General features: G+C 62.8%; 19 protein-coding genes. 16 read left to right on the top strand and 3 right to left on the bottom strand.

All coding sequences use genetic code 11. The features are described 5' to 3' along the window. Positions 1-345: 345 nt before the first annotated feature. On the top strand, positions 346-1467 hold the full coding sequence (locus ABLU95_RS21195) for a cupin domain-containing protein (RefSeq protein ID WP_023291817.1): 1122 nt from the start codon (positions 346-348) through the stop codon (positions 1465-1467). Positions 1468-1520: 53 nt separating this feature from the next. On the opposite strand, the gene ABLU95_RS21200 is transcribed toward ABLU95_RS21195, so the two are convergent. Both ABLU95_RS21200 and cusR read right to left on the bottom strand, forming a co-directional pair. Continuing rightward, on the bottom strand, positions 1521-2963 hold the full coding sequence (locus tag ABLU95_RS21200) for a Cu(+)/Ag(+) sensor histidine kinase (protein ID WP_243806850.1): 1443 nt from the start codon (positions 2961-2963) through the stop codon (positions 1521-1523). Then, positions 2953-3636 carry a copper response regulator transcription factor CusR gene (cusR, locus tag ABLU95_RS21205; protein ID WP_004206716.1) on the bottom strand — a complete coding sequence of 228 codons (684 nt, stop codon included), beginning with the start codon at positions 3634-3636 and terminating at the stop codon, positions 2953-2955. The genes ABLU95_RS21200 and cusR overlap by 11 nt, the downstream gene beginning before the upstream one ends. 172 nt (positions 3637-3808) lie before the next feature. Here cusR and ABLU95_RS21210 point away from each other — a divergent pair, with 172 nt between their 5' ends. The 5 genes from ABLU95_RS21210 to ABLU95_RS21230 all read left to right on the top strand — a co-directional run bounded on the left by ABLU95_RS21210 (position 3809) and on the right by ABLU95_RS21230 (position 10444). Then, positions 3809-5194 (top strand): efflux transporter outer membrane subunit, encoded by a 1386-nt coding sequence (locus ABLU95_RS21210; protein ID WP_087827503.1) that lies wholly within the window; start codon positions 3809-3811, stop codon positions 5192-5194. 17 nt (positions 5195-5211) lie between these two features. Beyond that, the gene (cusF, locus tag ABLU95_RS21215) at positions 5212-5556 is read left to right on the top strand and encodes a cation efflux system protein CusF (protein ID WP_023291814.1); all 345 of its coding nucleotides are present in this window, start codon (positions 5212-5214) and stop codon (positions 5554-5556) included. Positions 5557-5600: 44 nt separating this feature from the next. Beyond that, positions 5601-6863 carry an efflux RND transporter periplasmic adaptor subunit gene (locus ABLU95_RS21220; RefSeq protein ID WP_243806851.1) on the top strand — a complete coding sequence of 421 codons (1263 nt, stop codon included), beginning with the start codon at positions 5601-5603 and terminating at the stop codon, positions 6861-6863. Between the two features lie 11 nt (positions 6864-6874). Next, positions 6875-10024, top strand: coding sequence for a CusA/CzcA family heavy metal efflux RND transporter (locus ABLU95_RS21225; RefSeq protein WP_348880372.1), 3150 nt, complete (start codon positions 6875-6877; stop codon positions 10022-10024). A gap of 72 nt (positions 10025-10096) precedes the next feature. Then, positions 10097-10444 carry a DUF1294 domain-containing protein gene (locus ABLU95_RS21230; protein ID WP_348880373.1) on the top strand — a complete coding sequence of 116 codons (348 nt, stop codon included), beginning with the start codon at positions 10097-10099 and terminating at the stop codon, positions 10442-10444. Positions 10445-10453: 9 nt separating this feature from the next. Here ABLU95_RS21230 and ABLU95_RS21235 read toward each other — a convergent pair whose 3' ends face one another. Then, positions 10454-10987 carry a lipocalin family protein gene (locus tag ABLU95_RS21235; protein ID WP_002887259.1) on the bottom strand — a complete coding sequence of 178 codons (534 nt, stop codon included), beginning with the start codon at positions 10985-10987 and terminating at the stop codon, positions 10454-10456. A 116-nt stretch (positions 10988-11103) separates the two neighbouring features. On the opposite strand from ABLU95_RS21235, the gene ABLU95_RS21240 reads away from it, so the two are divergent. The 10 genes from ABLU95_RS21240 (at position 11104) to ABLU95_RS21285 (ending at position 18917) form a co-directional block, all read left to right on the top strand. Further along, on the top strand, positions 11104-11832 hold the full coding sequence (locus tag ABLU95_RS21240) for a MerR family transcriptional regulator (protein ID WP_002887258.1): 729 nt from the start codon (positions 11104-11106) through the stop codon (positions 11830-11832). A gap of 230 nt (positions 11833-12062) precedes the next feature. Continuing rightward, a complete protein-coding gene (locus tag ABLU95_RS21245; protein ID WP_023291810.1) occupies positions 12063-12497 on the top strand; it encodes a nuclear transport factor 2 family protein in 435 nt (144 codons plus the stop codon). Then, entirely contained in the window at positions 12494-13213 is a 720-nt protein-coding gene (locus ABLU95_RS21250) for an SDR family NAD(P)-dependent oxidoreductase (RefSeq protein ID WP_348880374.1), read from the top strand. The genes ABLU95_RS21245 and ABLU95_RS21250 overlap by 4 nt, the downstream gene beginning before the upstream one ends. Continuing rightward, positions 13210-14469 carry an FAD-dependent oxidoreductase gene (locus ABLU95_RS21255; RefSeq protein WP_135734543.1) on the top strand — a complete coding sequence of 420 codons (1260 nt, stop codon included), beginning with the start codon at positions 13210-13212 and terminating at the stop codon, positions 14467-14469. Before ABLU95_RS21250 ends, ABLU95_RS21255 begins: the two co-directional genes overlap by 4 nt. A 1-nt stretch (position 14470) precedes the next feature. Further along, positions 14471-15193, top strand: a complete 723-nt coding sequence (locus ABLU95_RS21260; RefSeq protein WP_004888758.1) for a DUF1365 domain-containing protein — start codon at positions 14471-14473, stop codon at positions 15191-15193. After that, entirely contained in the window at positions 15190-16410 is a 1221-nt protein-coding gene (locus ABLU95_RS21265) for a cyclopropane-fatty-acyl-phospholipid synthase family protein (RefSeq protein WP_032454723.1), read from the top strand. The genes ABLU95_RS21260 and ABLU95_RS21265 overlap by 4 nt, the downstream gene beginning before the upstream one ends. Beyond that, complete coding sequence (locus tag ABLU95_RS21270) at positions 16407-16892, top strand: DUF2878 domain-containing protein (RefSeq protein ID WP_348880375.1); 486 nt, start codon at positions 16407-16409, stop codon at positions 16890-16892. The genes ABLU95_RS21265 and ABLU95_RS21270 overlap by 4 nt, the downstream gene beginning before the upstream one ends. After that, complete coding sequence (locus ABLU95_RS21275; protein ID WP_049015229.1) at positions 16889-17413, top strand: hypothetical protein; 525 nt, start codon at positions 16889-16891, stop codon at positions 17411-17413. Before ABLU95_RS21270 ends, ABLU95_RS21275 begins: the two co-directional genes overlap by 4 nt. Further along, a complete protein-coding gene (locus tag ABLU95_RS21280; RefSeq protein WP_048336535.1) occupies positions 17410-17961 on the top strand; it encodes a DUF3833 domain-containing protein in 552 nt (183 codons plus the stop codon). The genes ABLU95_RS21275 and ABLU95_RS21280 overlap by 4 nt, the downstream gene beginning before the upstream one ends. Beyond that, a complete protein-coding gene (locus tag ABLU95_RS21285) occupies positions 17958-18917 on the top strand; it encodes a DUF523 and DUF1722 domain-containing protein (protein ID WP_004206730.1) in 960 nt (319 codons plus the stop codon). Before ABLU95_RS21280 ends, ABLU95_RS21285 begins: the two co-directional genes overlap by 4 nt. The last annotated feature ends 242 nt before the right edge of the window (positions 18918-19159 follow it).

Here is a 19159-nt window from a genome sequence, read left to right on the forward strand (position 1 = left end):
CTGTTTGTGTGAAGTGATTCACATCTGCCGTGTCAGTGGGAGCGCATTATAGGGAGTTCGCCGGAAGTAGCAAGGGTTAAAATAGAAAAATCTTATCGACCGCTCATTATTTGAACTTTTGGCTTATTCCTCTTCCTACCATTAAAGCCGCCATCCCAGTGTTCATGCGGCCTGCAGCGTAGCTAACTCGAAAATTGGTTTTTGGCAAAAATGTGATTTTTCTCTCTTACCCAACGCCATTATCGCGCCGATGGTGAATTAAGCGCCACTCTTGACCCACGACAAAGCGCCCGCCCAGCCCCCGTTTCTATAATCAGGCCCGTTTCTTCTTACTGGTAATAATCGATGGCTTATCAACTCAACATTAACTGGCCCGAGTTTTTAGAGAAATACTGGCAAAAGCAGCCGGTGGTTTTAAAAAACGCGTTTCCGGACTTCGTCGACCCGATTACCCCGGACGAGCTGGCCGGGTTAGCCATGGAGCCGGAAGTCGACAGCCGGCTGGTCAGTCTGGCCAACGGTAAATGGCAGGCCAGCAATGGACCTTTTGAACATTTCGATGGCCTGGGCGAGACCGGCTGGTCGCTGCTGGCCCAGGCGGTAAACCACTGGCATATGCCGGCCGCCGAGCTGGTGCGACCGTTCCGCGTACTGCCGGACTGGCGTCTGGACGACCTGATGATCTCCTTCTCCGTCCCCGGCGGCGGCGTCGGCCCCCATATCGATCAGTATGACGTCTTTATTATTCAGGGCATGGGCAGCCGCCGCTGGCGCGTGGGCGATAAGCTGCCGATGCGTCAGTTCTGCCCGCATCCCGCGCTGCTGCACGTCGACCCGTTCCCGCCGATTATTGATGAGGATCTGCAGCCGGGCGATATCCTCTATATTCCGCCGGGATTCCCGCACGATGGTATCACCCACGAAACCGCGCTGAACTACTCCGTGGGTTTCCGCGGGCCAAACGGGCGCGACCTGATCAGCAGCTTCGCCGACTATGTGCTGGAGAACGATCTCGGCGGCGAGCACTATAGCGATCCGGACCTCACCTGCCGCGAGCATCCGGGCCGGGTTGAAGAGTATGAACTCGAACGTCTGCGCGGCATGATGATCGACATGATTCGCCAGCCGGAAGACTTCAAGCAGTGGTTCGGCAGTTTCGTCACCACCCCGCGTCACGAGCTGGATATTGCGCCGGCGGAACCACCGTATGAAGAAGAGGAAGTCGTCGATGCGCTGCTGGGCGGCGAAAAACTTTCTCGCCTGAGCGGCCTGCGCGTTCTGCATATCGGCGATAGCTTCTTCGTGCATAGCGAACAGCTGGACACCACCGATGCCGAAGCGCTGGATGCATTGTGCCGCTATACCTCATTAGGCCAGGAGGAGCTCGGCAGCGGCCTGCAAAACCCGGCTTTTGTGAGCGAACTGACGCGCCTGATTAATCAGGGCTACTGGTACTTCGAAGAGTAAGCCGCGGTACGATTACGGGCAGCCGCCTGGCGCTGCCCGCTGGCTATCAGCCGTTATTGCGCCTGTTTCGGCAGCACCACAATAAACCGCGTCGAGCGCAGATCGGACTGCGCCGCCACGCTGCCGTGGTGGGCGCTGACGATGGATTTCACAATCGCCAGGCCGATGCCGCTGCCCTCCCCTTTGCGCTGGCGCGAGGGGTCGACGCGATAGAAACGGTCAAACAGCCGCGGCAGATGTTCGGCGGCAATCGGCGTACCGGGGTTCTCCACCACCAGGCGGATCGTCTCCGCGCTTTCGCTCAGCGCGATCGTCACCGCCTGGCCAGCCGGGGTGTAGCGGATCGCATTCGACAGCAAGTTGCTGATCGCCCGCCGCAGCATCAACGGATCGCCCGTCACCCGGCAGGGGCTGCCGTCAAAGCGCAGCGCTACCGCCTTCTCTTCCGCCCACGCCTCGAAAAACTCAAACACCTTATGCACCTCCTCAGCCAGATCCAGTTCCCGCTGTTCGGGGATCAGCTGGTTGTTATCGGCCTGGGCGAGGAACAGCATATCGCTGACCATCCGCGACATGCGCGAGAACTCTTCGAGATTGGAGTAGAGCACCTCTTCCAGCTCCTGCTGGCTGCGGCTCTGGCTTAAGGCGATTTCGGTTTGCGTCACCAGGTTGGTGATCGGCGTGCGGATCTCATGGGCGATATCGGCGGAGAAGTTCGACTGGCGGGTAAAGACATCCTCCATTCGCTCCAGCATATGGTTAAAGGACAGCGCCAGCCGCTCCAGTTCGATAGGCACCGCCTGCGGGTCGAGGCGCACGTCGAGATCCCGCGAGGTAATATTCTGGATCTGCCGGCTGATCTGGCGGATAGGCTTATGCCCCTGATAGACCACAAACAGCACGATGACGATGATCAGCAGGCTGATTATCGACGCGGCGGAAATCAGCTTCGCTTTCAGCTCATTAATATAGTGCAGGTGAAAATCGATGGATAAGGCCATCAGCAGATGGTACGCCGGCTTGCCATCCGCCTGCTTGCCCAGCGGCAGCATGATCAGCCGCCAGGCACGGGTCTCCATTTGATGATTATCGTGCGCCATTGCCCGCGGCTGCGGGTCGGTCCATGAAATCACATTCCCGTCGCGGAGCTGCATCGCCAGGCCTGGCGTACTCAGCATATGGCTGAGATCCGGTCCGTTGGGCGACTGGAACAGAATATTGCCCTGCCCATCGTCCAGGCAGATAAAGACGTTGGCGTAGCCCGCAATGATATTCTTCACGATCTCCAGCCGCCGCGCCGGCGGGTAGTCAGCGTGGTCGAGGACCGTCTCCAGGGTGGTGCTGAGCTGCCTGAGATCGTGAACGTCGCGCTCTTCAAAATGCGCCTTCACCGAATGGATCATGATCCAGGTGAAGGCAAAGAAGGCGATGATGGTGGCGAGGCTAATAAAGAAACTCAGCCGGGTAGCCAGGGAAAAGGGGCGCTTAGCGACCATCCGGCACCTCGAGCATATAGCCGACGCCGCGCACAGTCTGGATCAGCTTCGGCTCGAAGTCGTTATCGATTTTGGCGCGCAGCCGCTTCACCGCCACATCTATCGCGTTGGTATCGCTGTCGAAATTCATATCCCACACCTGCGAGGCAATCAGCGAACGCGGCAGCACCTCGCCCTGATGGCGCAGGAAGAACTCCAGCAGAGTGAACTCCTTGCTGGTCAGGGTGATGCGGGTGGCGCCGCGCGTCACCTTACGGCTGACCAGATCGACGCTGAGATCCGCCGCCTGAAACTGGCTTTCGACAATGACCGCCGCCCCGCGACGCAGCAGCGTCCGCACCCGCGCCAGCAGTTCCGCAAAGGCGAATGGCTTCACCAGATAGTCGTCGGCGCCCAGCTCCAGCCCCTTCACCCGATGCTCAATGGTGCCCAACGCGGTAAGCAGCAGGATCGGCATGCCTTTCCCGGCGGCGCGCAGCATGCGCACGATATCCCAGCCGTTCACGTCCGGCAGCATGATGTCGAGGATCAGCAGATCATAGTCGCCGGTCATCGCCAGGTGATAGCCGTTAAGGCCGTTATCGGCCAGGTCGACGACGAAGCCAGCCTCGGTGAGCCCTTTGGTCAGGTACTCCCCGGTTTTCTTCTCATCTTCGACAATCAATATCTTCACCGCCGGCTCCTTCACGCGCGTTCTGTGCGGGTATTCAATTTTAGAGGAGCGCCTCCGGATAGCAATGAAATATCAGGAAAATGACAGCTTTGTCATTTTCCTGTCACGTCCTGAACAGAGGCCGGTACGTAAAGTAGCCGCCATGGATAAATCGTCGAAAACGTCTGCCGCCATGCGCCCAATAACGCTTCTTACCCTCAGCGTGATACTCGCCTTAACCGGCTGTGTCTCGCTCGCTCCCGACTACCAGCGCCCCGCCGCGCCGGTACCGCAGCAGTTCTCTCTCAGCCAGAACAAGCTGGTTCCCGCAACCGCGAGCTATCAGGAGACCGGCTGGCGAACCTTTTTCGTCGACCCGCAGGTGAAAAGCCTGATAGGCACCGCGCTGACCAACAACCGCGATCTGCGGATGGCGACGCTGAAAGTGCAGGAAGCCCGCGCCCAGTATCGGGTGACCGATGCCGACCGCTACCCGCAATTGAACGGTGACGGTAGCACCACCTACGGCGGCAAGCTTAAAGGCGACACCACCACCAGCAGCGATTACGCCGCCGGGCTGAATCTCAACTATGACCTCGACTTCTTTGGCCGGCTGAAAAACCTCAGCGAGGCCGACCGGGAGAACTTCTTCGCCAGCGAAGAGGCACGGCGCGCAGTGCATATCCTGCTGATTGCTAACGTTTCACAAAGCTACTTCAACCAGCGGCTGGCGGCAGCGCAGCTGCAGGTGGCCAACGACACCCTGCAAAACTATCAGCAGTCTTACGCGTTCGTTGAAAAACAGCTGCTGACCGGCAGCACCACCGTGCTGGCGCTGGAGCAGGCGCGGGGGATGATCGAGAGCACCCGCGCCGAGATCGCCAGGCGGCAGGGCCAGCTGGCGCAGGCTAATAACGCTCTGCAGCTGTTGCTCGGTAGTTATCAACATCTGCCGGACGATAGCGCCAGCAGCGCCGTCGACCTGCAAGGCGTAACCCTGCCGCCGTCGCTCTCTTCAGCGATCCTGCTGCAGCGGCCGGATATTTTAGCGGCCGAACACAGCCTGCGGGCGGCCAACGCTAACATCGGCGCCGCGCGGGCGGCCTTCTTCCCGTCGATCACCCTGACCAGCTCGCTCTCCGGCAGCAGCAGCGAGCTCGCCAGCCTGTTTAACGCCGGCAGCGCGATGTGGAACTTCATCCCCAAAATCGACATACCGATTTTCAACGCCGGGCGCAATCAGGCCAACCTCGATCTGGCGGAGATCCGCCAGCAGCAGCAGGTGGTCAACTACGAGCAAAAAATTCAGTCCGCTTTTAAGGAAGTGGCCGACGCGCTGGCCCTGCGCCAAAGCCTGGCCGATCAGATAGCCGCCCAGGAGCGCTATCTCGCTTCACTCAATATCACCCTGCAGCGCGCCACCGCGCTCTATCGCCACGGCGCGGTCAGCTACATCGAAGTGCTGAGCGCCCAGCGCGACATTTTCACCACCCGACAAACCCTGCTGGAACTCAACTATTCCCGTCAGGCAAATGAAATCACCCTGTTCACCGCCCTCGGCGGCGGCTGGATGGAATAACCCGAGGAGTCTTGATTATGAATTCACTGTCTAAAGTCGCCCTGTTCACTCTGATTTCTGGCGCGGTGTTCGCCGCCCAGGCCGCCGACCCGCACGCCGGCATGGCGATGCACGAACAGCCCGCCGCCGCGCAGACGCAAAGCATCAGCGGCAAAGGGGTCATTAAAGCCATTGATATGGATAGCAAAAAAATCACCATTGCCCACGAAGCCATCCCGGCGGTGAACTGGCCGCCGATGACCATGCGTTTCACCATCACCCCGCAGACCCAGCTCAACAATGTGAAGGACGGCGACAGCGTGGACTTCACCTTCGTTCAGCAGGGCAATCTGTCGCTGTTACAGGATATCCGCGCCCACTAATGGCCCGGCGACGGTAGACTCCTCAACAACTGAATGGACGACACATGGCATCCCTGACACTGAAAAACACGGCGCTGATCCTCGGCAGCATGGCGATCGGCGGCGCGCTCACCGCAGCGCTGTATACCCGGATGGCGCCGCCCCTCGACGCTGCCGCCGCCCCGGCGGCCGAGCAGCAGCGAAAAGTGCTGTTCTGGTACGACCCGATGTACCCGAACACTCGCTTTGATAAACCGGGTAAATCGCCGTTTATGGATATGGACCTGGTGCCGAAATACGCCGATGAGGAGAGTGCCGCCGCCGGTGCGCCGGGGGTGCGTATCGACCCGACGCAGACCCAGAATCTCGGGGTGAAAACCGCCGCCGTCGCCCGCGGGCCGCTGCGCTACGCCCAGACCTTCCCGGCCAACATCAGCTACAACGAGTACCAGTACGTGATTATGCAGGCGCGGGCGGCGGGCTTTATCAATAAAGTCTATCCCCTGACCGTCGGCGACAAAGTGCAACAAGGTACGCCGCTGCTGGAACTGACCATCCCGGACTGGGTGGAAGCGCAGAGCGAATACCTGCTATTGCAGGAGACCGGCGGCACCGCCACCCAGGTCGAGGGGATCCTCGAGCGGCTGCGTCTCGCCGGAATGCCGGACGACGATATCCGCCGCCTGAAAGCCACGCGCAAGGTCCAGACCCGCTTCACCCTCAAGGCGCCCATCGACGGGGTGATCACCGCCTTCGATCTGCGCGCCGGAATGAACATCGCCAAAGATAACGTGGTGGCGAAAATTCAGGGCATGGACCCGGTGTGGGTCAGCGTGGCGGTCCCCGAGTCCATCGCCTGGCTGATTAAAGACGCCTCGCAGTTCCGCATTCAGGTTCCCGCCTGGCCGGACAAAACCTTCCGCATCAGCAAATGGACGATTCTCCCCAGCGTCGATAGCGCCACCCGCACCCTGCAGCTACGCCTGCAGGTGAACAACCCGGATGAAGCGCTGAAGCCGGGGATGAACGCCTATCTGCAGCTGACCAGTGACAGCGAACCGATGCTGCTGATCCCCTCCAAAGCGCTGATCGACAGCGGCAGCGAGCAGCGGGTGATCACCATGGATAACGAGGGCCGCTTCGTGCCGAAGCAGGTCCAGGTTTTCCATGAATCCAATGGCGTCACGGCCATTCGCAGCGGGCTGAAGGAGGGCGAGAAGGTGGTCGCCAGCGGCCTGTTCCTGATCGACTCGGAAGCCAATATCGCCGGCGCGCTGGAGCGCATGCGCGCGCAGGCCCCTGATGCCGCTGCCGCCCACGCGCACTGAGGAACGGAACAATGATTGAATGGATTATCCGCCGCTCGGTGGCCAACCGCTTCCTGGTGATGATGGGCGCGCTGTTTCTCAGCCTCTGGGGGACCTGGACCATCGTCCACACCCCGGTGGACGCCCTGCCGGATCTCTCCGACGTACAGGTGATCGTCAAAACCAGCTATCCGGGGCAGGCGCCGCAGATTGTCGAAAACCAGGTCACCTGGCCGCTAACCACCACCATGCTGTCGGTGCCCGGCGCCAGAACGGTGCGCGGCTTCTCGCAGTTTGGCGACTCTTATGTGTATGTGATTTTTGAAGACGGCACCGACCCTTACTGGGCGCGCTCGCGGGTGCTGGAGTATCTCAATCAGGTGCAGGGCAAACTGCCCGCCGGGGTCAGCGCCGAAATGGGCCCGGACGCCACCGGCGTCGGCTGGGTCTTCGAGTACGCGCTGGTCGACCGCAGCGGCAAGCACGATCTCGCCGAACTACGTTCCCTGCAGGACTGGTTCTTAAAATATGAGCTGAAAACCATTCCTAACGTCTCGGAAGTGGCGTCGGTGGGCGGCGTGGTCAAGGAGTACCAGATAGTTGTCGACCCGATGAAGCTGACCCAGTACGGCATCAGCCTCGGCGAGGTGAAATCGGCGCTGGACGCCTCTAACCAGGAGGCGGGCGGCTCTTCGGTCGAACTGGCGGAAGCCGAATATATGGTGCGCGCCAGCGGCTATCTGCAGACCCTCGACGACTTCAAAAACATTGTACTGAAAACCGGCGATAACGGCGTGCCGGTCTATCTCGGCGACGTCGCGCGGGTGCAGGTCGGCCCGGAGATGCGCCGCGGCATTGCCGAACTGAACGGCGAAGGCGAAGTGGCCGGCGGCGTGGTGATCCTGCGCTCCGGCAAGAACGCCCGGGAAGCGATCTCGGCGGTCAAAGAAAAACTGGCGTCGCTGCAAAGCAGCCTGCCGGAAGGGGTTGAAGTGGTCACCACCTACGACCGCAGCCAGCTTATCGACCGCGCCATCGATAACCTCAGCCACAAGCTGCTGGAAGAGTTTATCGTCGTCGCCCTGGTCTGCGCCCTGTTCCTGTGGCACGTGCGCTCGGCGCTGGTGGCGATTATCTCCCTGCCGCTCGGCCTGTGCTTCGCCTTTATCATGATGCATTTCCAGGGACTCAACGCCAACATCATGTCGCTGGGCGGGATCGCCATTGCGGTGGGGGCGATGGTCGATGCCGCCATCGTGATGATTGAGAACGCCCACAAGCGGCTGGAGGAGTGGACGCATCAGCATCCGGGAGAGAAGCTCGGTAACGACAGGCGCTGGAAAATCATTACCGATGCCTCGGTGGAGGTTGGCCCGGCGCTGTTTATCAGCCTGCTGATCATCACCCTGTCGTTTATCCCCATTTTCACCCTCGAAGGCCAGGAGGGCAAACTGTTCGGTCCGCTGGCCTTCACCAAAACCTGGTCGATGGCCGGAGCGGCGCTGCTGGCGATCATGGTGATCCCGATCCTGATGGGCTTCTGGATCCGCGGCAGGATCCCGGCGGAGAGCAGCAACCCGCTGAACCGCTTTTTGATCCGCATTTACCATCCGCTGCTGCTGAAGGTCCTGCACTGGCCGAAGACCACCCTGCTGATCGCGCTCCTGTCGATCCTGACGGTTGTCTGGCCGCTTAACCGGGTCGGCGGCGAGTTTCTGCCGCAGATCAACGAGGGCGATCTGCTGTATATGCCGTCAACACTGCCCGGGATCTCCGCCGCGCAGGCGGCGGATATGCTGCAGAAGACCGACAAGCTGATCATGACAGTGCCGGAGGTGGCGCGGGTGTTCGGCAAAACGGGTAAGGCAGACACCGCTACCGACTCAGCGCCGCTGGAGATGGTGGAGACCACCATTCAGCTTAAACCGCAGGATCAATGGAGGCCGGGGATGACCATGGAGAAGATCGTCGACGAACTGGACAAGACCGTGCGCCTGCCGGGGCTGGCGAACCTGTGGGTGCCGCCGATCCGCAACCGCATCGACATGCTCTCCACTGGCATCAAGAGCCCGATCGGCATTAAAGTTTCCGGCACTAACCTGGCCGATATCGACGCCATCGCCGGGCAAATTGAGGGGGTGGCGCGCAGCGTGCCGGGCGTGACCTCGGCGTTAGCCGAGCGGCTGGTGGGCGGGCGCTACCTCGACATTGATATTCAGCGTGAGAAGGCGGCCCGCTACGGGATGACCGTCGGCGACGTGCAGCTGTTCGTCTCGTCCGCTATCGGCGGGGCGATGGTCGGCGAAACGGTGGAGGGCGTCGAGCGCTATCCGATCAACATCCGCTATCCGCAGAGCTACCGCGACAGCCCGCAGACCCTGCGCCAGCTGCCGATCCTCACCCCGCTGAAGCAGCAGATCGTCCTCGGCGACGTCGCCGAGGTGAAGGTGGTCAGCGGGCCATCGATGCTGAAGACCGAGAACGCCCGCCCCACCAGCTGGATCTACATCGACGCCCGCGACCGTGACATGGTGTCGGTGGTGCACGATCTGCAGCAGGCCATCGGCAAGGAGGTGAAGCTGAAGCCGGGCATCAGCGTGTCGTATTCCGGGCAGTTTGAGCTGCTGGAGCGCGCCAATCAGAAGCTGAAGCTGATGGTGCCGATGACGCTGATGATTATCTTTGTGCTGCTGTACCTGGCGTTCCGCCGCGTCGGCGAGGCGCTGCTGATCATCGCCAGCGTGCCGTTCGCCCTTGTGGGCGGGATCTGGTTCCTCTACTGGATGGGCTTCCATCTGTCGGTGGCCACCGGCACCGGTTTTATCGCCCTGGCCGGGGTGGCCGCGGAGTTTGGCGTGGTGATGCTGATGTACCTGCGCCACGCCATCGAGGCGGAGCCGGCGCTGGAGAACCCGCAGACCTTCAGCGCCGGGAAGCTCGACGAGGCGCTGTATCAGGGGGCAGTACTGCGCGTGCGGCCGAAGGCGATGACCGTGGCGGTGATTATCGCCGGCCTGCTGCCGATTTTGTGGGGCACCGGCGCCGGGTCGGAGGTGATGAGCCGCATCGCCGCGCCGATGATTGGCGGAATGATCACCGCCCCGCTGCTGTCGCTGTTTATTATTCCGGCGGCGTATAAGCTGATGTGGCTGTCCCGGCATCGTGGCAAGCGCGGCCGCTAGCCCACCGCGTTTACGCCGGTCCGGGAAATTGGCTATAGTGGCGCCATTCTTCTGGCCGGCGTGAACGTCCCTATGAATCTGAACCTGATATGTTATTCCCTGCTGCTGCTCACCGCTGTGGGCAGCGCCCTGCTCCCCTACCCGCTGGCGATGTGGTTTTTACTGAGCAGCCTTCTGACATGGCTTATCTATGGCGCCGACAAGCTGGCGGCGCGCAAAGCCTGGCGACGGGTGCCGGAAACCACGCTGCTGGTGCTCGGCCTGGCGGGAGGCTGGCCGGGGGCGATCCTCGGCCAGCAGTGTTTTCGCCATAAAACGCAAAAGCAGCCCTTCCGGACGTGGTTTTTCATCAGCGTGGCGCTGAACGTGGCGGCGCTGGCCGGGCTGTATGCGGTTTACTCTGGTATGCTCAGTCGCTAAGGGGCGAGGCTAGCGCGGCGTCTGGCGGATCCACACCAGTCGATCGACGTCAAAGCCCAGTTCGCGCGCGGTATTCAGGTAATCCTGCTTCACCGCCGCCGGAATGGTGGGGGTGCGCGACAGGATCCACAGATAGTCGCGGTTGGGGCCGCTGACCAGCGCATACTGGTAGTCGTCGTCCAGACGGATCACGTTATAGCCGCCGTAGAACGGCCCGAAGAACGACACCTTCAGCGCCGCGGTGGTGGGGGCGCCGGTGAAATAGGCTTTCCCGTCGCTCTCATTCCAGCGTTTTTTGACCGGGTCATAACCGCGATTGACGACGCTGATCCCCCCGTCGCTGCGGGCGCCGTAGGTGGCGGTCACCTGCTCCAGGCCTCGCTCGAAGCGATTCTCCAGGCGGGCGACCTCATACCATTTCCCGAGGTAACGGCTGGCGTCAAACCCGCTAATCGGCTGAACGCCCTTCGGCGGGGTGGGCGATTTGCAGGCCACCAGGGTCAACGCGATAGCGACGCCAGTGACAACAGGCCATAGCTTCATGAGAACTCCTTTCATTTACGCGGTTGGGGAAAGTGTAGTGCAAAGCCGCTACACTTCACGCCAGCCGACGTGATTCGTAGTATATTGAGAATATTCTTTGTTAACAGGTGGCCTCCATGCCTTACTCCATCGGCGAATTTGCCCGACTCTGCGGGATAAATGCGACCACGCTTCGCGCCTGGCAGCGCCGCTATGGCCTGCTCAAGCCGCTGCGCACCGATGGTGGACACCGTCTGTACAGCGATGACGACGTCCAGCAGGCGCTTAAAATCCTCGACTGGGTGAAAAAAGGGGTGCCGGTCAGCCAGGTGAAGCCCCTGCTGTCGCGCCCCGGCGCGCGGCGCACCAACAACTGGCTGACGCTGCAGGAGACCATGCTGCAGCGGCTGAAAGAGGGAAAAATCGAGTCCCTGCGCCAGCTGATCTACGATGCCGGCCGCGAATATCCGCGCCAGGAGCTGGTGACCGAGGTGCTGCGTCCGCTGCGCAGCCAGGTCTCCGCCAACGTGCCGGCCATCATGACCCTGCGCGAAATCCTCGACGGCATCATCATCGCCTACACCTCGTTTTGCCTCGAAGGCGACAAGAAGGCGCCCGGGGACAACTTTCTGATCACCGGCTGGCACCTGACCGACGCCTGCGAAATCTGGCTTGAAGCGCTCAAACGCACCGGCCAGGGCCATCGCATCGACGTCCTGCCGGTGCCTCCCGCCGCCCTGGCGCCGGAGATTTTCCCCCAGCGCAACTGGCTGCTGGTCACCAGCGGCAAACTCTCCGCCGCTCGTCAGAGGCAGGTCGAACTCTGGCAGCAGCAGGTCGTCTCCCTCGAGGTGATCCCGCTCTAACCCCCGGTTTTCACTTCCCCCACTCTCTGTTCCGCCTGCGCCCGGCGGCGCGGCGGGCGCACGTTTGCCCTTCGTGCAACTCTCGATTTTTACCCTTTAAAACACTAATCATAACAACCTGATTTTAAACATAAATAAAATATATTTTTCCACAAACTTGGACAAATAATTTTATTTGTGTAAGTTTTAAGTATGCCATTACGCCACCGTGTTTAGCCAGGATGTGATCCATGAGCACCACGCCGTCCGTCATTCGTCGTTTCGTTGAGTACTACGCCGGGCTGGATGCGCAGCCGCCCACGGCGCTGGCCGCGCTGTACCATCCGGACGCGACGCTGAGCGATCCTTTTGGCCAGCACCAGGGACTGTTCGCCATCCAGCGCTACTTTACCCATCTGCTGGCCAACGTGGAGCAGTGCCGGTTCACCATCGACGCGCCGCTCTGCGACGGTCAGCGGTTCGCCGTAACCTGGACCATGCACTGGTCGCATCCGCGCATTGCCGGCGGAGAAACCCTGGCCCTGCCGGGCTGCTCGGTGGTGGACATCGCCGGGGAGCAGGTTCTCCACCAGCGCGACTACTACGACGCCGGGGAGATGATCTACGAGCACCTTCCCCTGCTGGGCTGGGCGGTACGCGGCGTGAAACGGAGGGTGCGCTCATGATGACGGTGCTTATCACCGGCGCCAGCTCCGGGATCGGCGCCGGCCTGGCGAAATCCTACGCGGCGGATGGCCACCTGGTCATCGCCTGCGGGCGCGATGCTTCGCGCCTGACGGCGCTGCAGCAGTTCAGCCCCAACATCAGCGCGCGCCTGTTCGATATGACAGACAGGGACGCCTGTCGCCAGGCGCTGACGGGCTGTTTTGCCGACCTGATCATTCTCTGCGCCGGCACCTGCGAATATCTCGACCACGGACAGGTGGATGCCGCCCTCGTGGAGCGGGTGATGGCCACCAACTTCCTCGGGCCGGTAAACTGCCTGGCGGCGCTGCAGACGCAGCTGGAGGCAGGCGATCGGGTGGTGCTGGTCAGCTCCATGGCGCACTGGCTGCCCTTCCCGCGCGCGGAAGCCTATGGCGCCTCCAAGGCGGCGCTGACCTGGTTTGCCAATAGCCTGCGTCTGGACTGGGAGCCGAAAGGGGTCGCCGTCACGGTGGTCTCTCCGGGCTTCGTCGACACCCCGCTGACGCGCAAAAACGACTTCGCCATGCCCGGCCGGGTGAGCGTCGATCGGGCGGTGGCGGCGATCCGCTACGGCCTTGAAAAGGGCAAAAACCACATCGCCTTCCCCACCGGCTTCAGCCTGACCCTGCGGCTGCTGGCCAGCCTGCCGTCAGGTATACAGCGCCTGCTGTTGCGCAGGATGGTGCGCTCATGAACATCGCCATCATCGGCAGCGGCATCGCCGGGCTGACCTGCGCCTGGCGGCTGGCCGGACACCATCAGGTGACGCTGTTCGAAGCGGGCGCCGCGCCGGGCGGCCACACAGCCACCGTGGATGTCGCCACGCCGCAGGGCACCTGGGCCATCGATACCGGATTTATTGTCTACAACGATCGCACTTATCCGCGCTTTATGGGCCTGCTCAGCGAGCTGGGGATCGACGGGCAAAAAACGCAGATGAGCTTCTCGGTCCACAACCCGGCCAGCGGCCTGGAGTACAACGGCCACAGCCTGACCTCGCTCTTCGCCCAGCGACGCAATCTGCTGAAGCCGGCCTTCTGGGGGCTGCTGAGCGAGATCGTCCGCTTCAACCGGCTGGCGAAACTGGCGCTGACCGAGGCGCTGGATCCGGGGGCGACGCTGGAGAGCTTCCTCGCCCGCCACCGCTTCAGCCCCTTCTTCGCCCGCCACTATATCCTGCCGATGGGGGCGGCCATCTGGTCGTCGTCGCTGCAGGAGATGCGCCGCTTCCCGCTGCCGCTGTTTTTGCGCTTCTTTGAACACCACGGCCTGCTGGACATTCGCGATCGCCCGCAGTGGTACGTAGTGCCCGGCGGTTCCCGGGAATACGTTCGCGCCCTGCTCGCCAGGCTCGGCGATCGCCTGGACCTGCGGCTCAACGCGCCGGTGCAGCAGGTGGAGCGCCACCCGACAGGGGTTACCCTGCGGCTGGCGTCCGGGGAGGCGCATTTTGACCAGGTGATCTTCGCCTGCCACTCCGCGCAGGCGCTGGCGATGCTGGCGGCGCCCACCGACGCCGAACGCGAAGTTCTCGGGGACATCGGCTGGCAGCGCAACGAGGTGGTGCTGCACAGCGATCCGCGCTGGCTGCCGGCGCGTCAGCGCGCCTGGGCCAGCTGGAACTATCGCCTGAGCGATGGGGATCGGGCCCGGGCCTGCGTCACCTACAACATGAATATTCTCCAGGGGCTGCCCGCGGGCGCGCCGCTGTTCTGCGTCACCCTGAACCCGGACGCGCCGGTGGACGATCGCTACGTCTGGCAGCGCTTCGTCTATGAGCATCCGCTGTTTAACCCGCAAAGCTGGTCGGCCCAGCTGCGGCGCGACGAGATTAATGGCCAGCGGCGGAGCTGGTACTGCGGGGCCTACTGGTACAACGGCTTTCATGAGGACGGGGTGCGCAGCGCGCTCGACGTGGTGCAGGGCATCGCCGCGGCGGAGGGCAACTGAAATGAACAGCTGCCTCTATCAGGGCGTCCTGCGCCACCGTCGCCTGCAGCCGAAGGCGCACCACTTCGTCTACCGCCTGTTTATGGCCTGGCTCGACCTCGACGAACTGGACAGGCTGCCTGAGGCGGGCATCCGCCGCAACCGCCTGGCCGCCGCCGCCTGGTACGACGCCGATTATCCGCTGGGCGCGCCGCTGAAGGCTCAGGCGCTGAACCGGCTGGAGAGCCTGACCGGCTGCCGCCCGGCGGGACGCGTGATGCTCCTGACCCAGCTGCGCTACTTCGGCTTCCATTTTAATCCGGTCAACTTTTACTACTGCTATGACGAGGCCGACACCCTGCGCTGGGTGCTGGCCGAAGTGCGCAACACGCCGTGGAATGAGCGTCATTACTACGCGGTGGACGGCCAGCAGGCGCGCCCGCTGGAGAAAGCCTTTCACGTTTCGCCGTTTAACCCGATGGACATGGTCTATCACTGGCGCTTCAACGCGCCCGGCAAAACGCTGCACATGCACATTGAAAACCATCAGGCCAGCAAGGTGTTCGACGCCACGCTGGCCCTGAGCCGCGTGCCGTTAACCCGCGCCAACCTGCGCGGGCTGCTGCTGCGTCTGCCGATGATGACCCTGAAAACCGTCCTCGCCATCTACTGGCAGGCGCTGCGGCTGTGGCTGAAGCGCGTGCCGCTGTACAACCATCCTGTCAGCAGGAGTGAACGCTCATGACCGATCCCGTCTTTGCGCTTGAACCCGATGTGCCGCGCAACGTGCGGCTCGCGCGCTGGCTGCTCTTTCGTCTGTTGAGCGGCCTCCGCGAAGGCTCGCTCACCGTGCGCGAAGGGGCGCAGACTTTTCATTTTGGCGACCCCGCCGCCGCGCTGCGCGCCGAGGCGCGGGTCTGCACGCCGGAGGTGTACTGGCGTCTGCTGACCGGCGGCAGCCTGGCGGCGGCCGAGGCCTGGATGGACGGCGACTGGGAAAGCCACCAGCTGACGGCGCTGCTGCAGATCCTTGCGCGCAACGGCGAGGTGCTGGGGCGTCTGGAGCGCGGCTTTCGTCTGCTGGGCAAGCCCGTCGCCCGCCTGCGCCACTGGACCCGCCGCAACACCCGCGCTCAGGCGCGGGAGAACATCGCCGCCCATTACGACCTTGGCAATGAATTTTATGCCCACTTTCTGGATGACGATCTGCTCTACTCCAGCGCGCTGTTTGCCGACGACCAGCAGGATCTGACCCAGGCCCAGCGGGCCAAGATGGCGCGCCTGTGCGACCAGCTGGCGCTCACTCCCGGCGATCATCTGCTGGAGATTGGCACCGGCTGGGGGGCGCTGGCCGAGTACGCCGCCCGTCATTACGGCTGCCGGGTCACCACCACCACCCTTTCCCGGGAGCAGCACCGCTGGGCTACCGAGCGCATGGCCCGCGCCGGGCTGCAGGATCGCGTCGAGGTGCTGCTCTGCGACTACCGCGATCTGCGCGGCGAGTACGACAAACTGGTGTCGGTGGAGATGATTGAAGCGGTTGGCCAGCGCTACCTGCCGGCCTTTTTCCGCACCTGTCAGGCGCGCCTGCGCCCGGGCGGCAAAATGGCCCTGCAGGCGATCACCATCCAGGATCAGCGCTATCGCGACTACAGCAAAAGCGTCGATTTTATCCAGCGCTACATCTTCCCGGGCGGCTTTTTGCCCAGCATCACGGCAATGAGCGAGCTGATGACCCGCCATACCGATTTTGTGGTGCGCAACCTGTTCGACATGGGCCCGGACTATGCCCGCACGCTGGCGCACTGGCGGCAACGTTTTACCCATGCCTGGCAGGATATTGAAAAGCTCGGCTTTGATGAGCGCTTCCGCCGGATGTGGCTCTACTACTTCGGCTACTGCGAAGCCGGATTTAACGCCCGCACCATCAGCGTGGTGCAGCTCACCGCGGAGCGGGTATGACACGCCCGGCGCAGCACCTGCTGATGGCCCTCGCGTTCGATGTTTACTGGACGCTGGTGGTGATGTTGCGCGAGCGCGGCCTGCTGATCTGGCTGACGCTGGCGCTGTTCGCCTGGCTGCGGTTGCCGGCGACCAGTCGTCCGCCCGCTCTGCTGTTGGCTGCGGCGGGCTGCGGGCTGGACGCCTGCTGGGCGCTGGCGGGACTGATTGATTTTCCCGGCGACAGCCTGCTGCCCCTGTGGATGGTGGCCCTGTGGCTGATGTTCGCCGTCGTCTGGACCCGACTGACCCGCACCACGACGCTTCCCGGCTGGGTGCTGGCCGCGGCGGCCACCGTCGGCGGCCCGGTGGCCTACCTGATCGGCGCTCGCCTCGGAGCCATGACCCTGCTGGTACCGACGGCGCTTGCCGTGGCCGCCATGGCCTGCGGCTGGCTGGTGCTCATGCTGTTGTTCCATCTGGGGATGGGGAGGCAAAAATGAGATTCGCCCTGTTACTGCTGTGGCTGAGCGCCCTCGCCCCGGCGGCCCACGCCGCCGACTGGCTGACGTGGCGCCGCGTCGGCGAGGCGACCCTCACCTGGGGGCCGTTCACCGTCTATCACTCACAGCTGCGCACGCCCAATGGCCGGTATGACGGCCCGCAGCAGGATCGGGCGCTGATCATCACCTACCGGCGCGACATCGATCGCGAGGCGCTGGTGGAGGCCACCCGCGACCAGTGGCAAGCGCAGGGCATTCTGCAGCAGGAGCCGCGCAGCGAAGCCTGGCTGCGCATGCTGCAGGGGATCTGGCCGGACGTCGCGCCGGGCAGCCAGCTGGCGTTCGTGGTCAGCGGCGGCGAGGGGCAGTTCTGGTACCGCGCCAGCGCCGCGCAGACCGCCTTTACCCCGCTCGGCCCGCGCCAGTCGGCGGCGTTCAGCACCCGCTTTCTCGCCATCTGGCTCGATCCGCGCACCACTTATCCCGAACTGCGTCAGCAGTTGATCGGAGGTACACCATGAAACGCATTCTGACCCGTGGCCTGGCGCTGCTGATGCTGATGCTCGCCGGCTGCAGCACCGAGGTCACCGAGTACCGGCAGCAGCAGCCCGCCCTCGACATCTTCCACTATTTTCAGGGCCGAACCGAGGCGTGGGGGATGGTGCAGGATCGCAGCGGCAAACAGCTGCGCCGCTTCCATGTAGCGATCGATGGCGACGTCGTCGGCGACACCCTGACGCTCCATGAGCGCTTTGTCTATGACGATGGCGAGAAACAGCAGCGGGTGTGGCGCATTCGCCGCACCGGCGATAACCGTTATCAGGGCACCGCCGGGGATATCGAAGGCGTGGCCAGCGGCCAGGCGGCAGGCAATGCCTTTCACTGGCGCTACAGCATGAACGTCGAGGCCAGCGGCAGCCGGTGGCTGCTGCACTTTGACGACTGGATGTTCCTGCAGGACGGCAGCCATTTGTTTAACAAAACCGAGATGAAGAAATTCGGCATTACGGTGGCCACCGTGACCCTTTTCTTTACCCGAACCACAGCAGAAGAGAGGACAGCGCCATGAACACGCAACCTGTCATTGGGATCAGCGGATGTTTAACCGGCTCAGCCGTGCGATTCGACGGCGGGCATAAGCGTATGGGCTTTGTGATGGATGAGCTCGCGCAGTGGGTGGCGTTTAAGCCCGTCTGCCCGGAGATGGCGATCGGCCTGCCCGTTCCCCGCCCGGCGCTCCGCCTGGTGCAGACCCCGGTCGGGGAGATCCGCATGCGCTTCAGCCACGCCCCGCACGAGGATGTGACGGAGAAGATGGCCGATTTCGCCAACGCCCATCTGGCAACCCTGGGCGAGCTGTCGGGCTTTATCGTCTGCGCCAAATCGCCGAGCTGCGGGATGGAGCGCGTGCGGCTGTATGATGAAAAAGGCAATCGCGGGCGTAAGGAAGGCGTGGGGCTGTTTACCGGCGCCCTGATGGCGCGCTACCCGTGGCTGCCGGTGGAAGAGGATGGCCGGCTGCACGATCCGCTGCTGCGGGAGAATTTTGTCGAGCGCGTCTTCGCCCTGCATGAACTCAACGCCCTGCGCGCCCGCGGCCTGACCCGCCACGGCCTGCTGGCCTTTCACAGCCGCTACAAGCTGCAGCTGCTGGCTCACCACCAGGCGGGCTACCGCGAGATCGGCCCGTTCGTCGCCTCGCTGCATGAATGGGAAGATCTGGAGGCTTTCTTCGAGGTCTACCGCGAGAAGCTGATGGCGATCCTCAAGCGGCCCGCCTCGCGGAAAAACCACACCAACGTGCTGATGCATATTCAGGGTTATTTCCGCGACCAGCTGAACAGCCGCCAGCGCGGCGAGCTGCGGGAGGTGATCCTCAACTATCGCGCCGGGCTGCTGCCGATCCTCGCGCCGCTGACGCTGCTTAAGCACTATCTGGCCGAGTATCCGGATCGCTACCTGCAGGCGCAGAACTATTTTGACCCCTACCCGCAGGATCTTGCCCTGCGCCTGACGGTGAACTGAGGGAACCTGGGCCAGCTGCCCGGCGGCGCTGCGCTTGCGCGGGCCTACGGGGGTATCCCGCACGCCTCCTCAGAAACGTAGGCCGGATAAGGCATTTATGCCGCCATCCGGCACTACCGCCGGTACGGCGCCTGACCGCCCGGCGGCGCTGCGCTTGCCGGGCCTACAGGGGGAGCCCGCAGGAAGGAACGTAGGCCGGATAAGGCATGTATGCCGCCATCCGGCATAAATGGAGCGCACCA

Origin of the sequence: Klebsiella sp. GG_Kp146 (assembly GCF_040061975.1) — a bacterium.
Taxonomy (GTDB): Bacteria; Pseudomonadota; Gammaproteobacteria; order Enterobacterales; family Enterobacteriaceae; genus Klebsiella; species Klebsiella quasipneumoniae.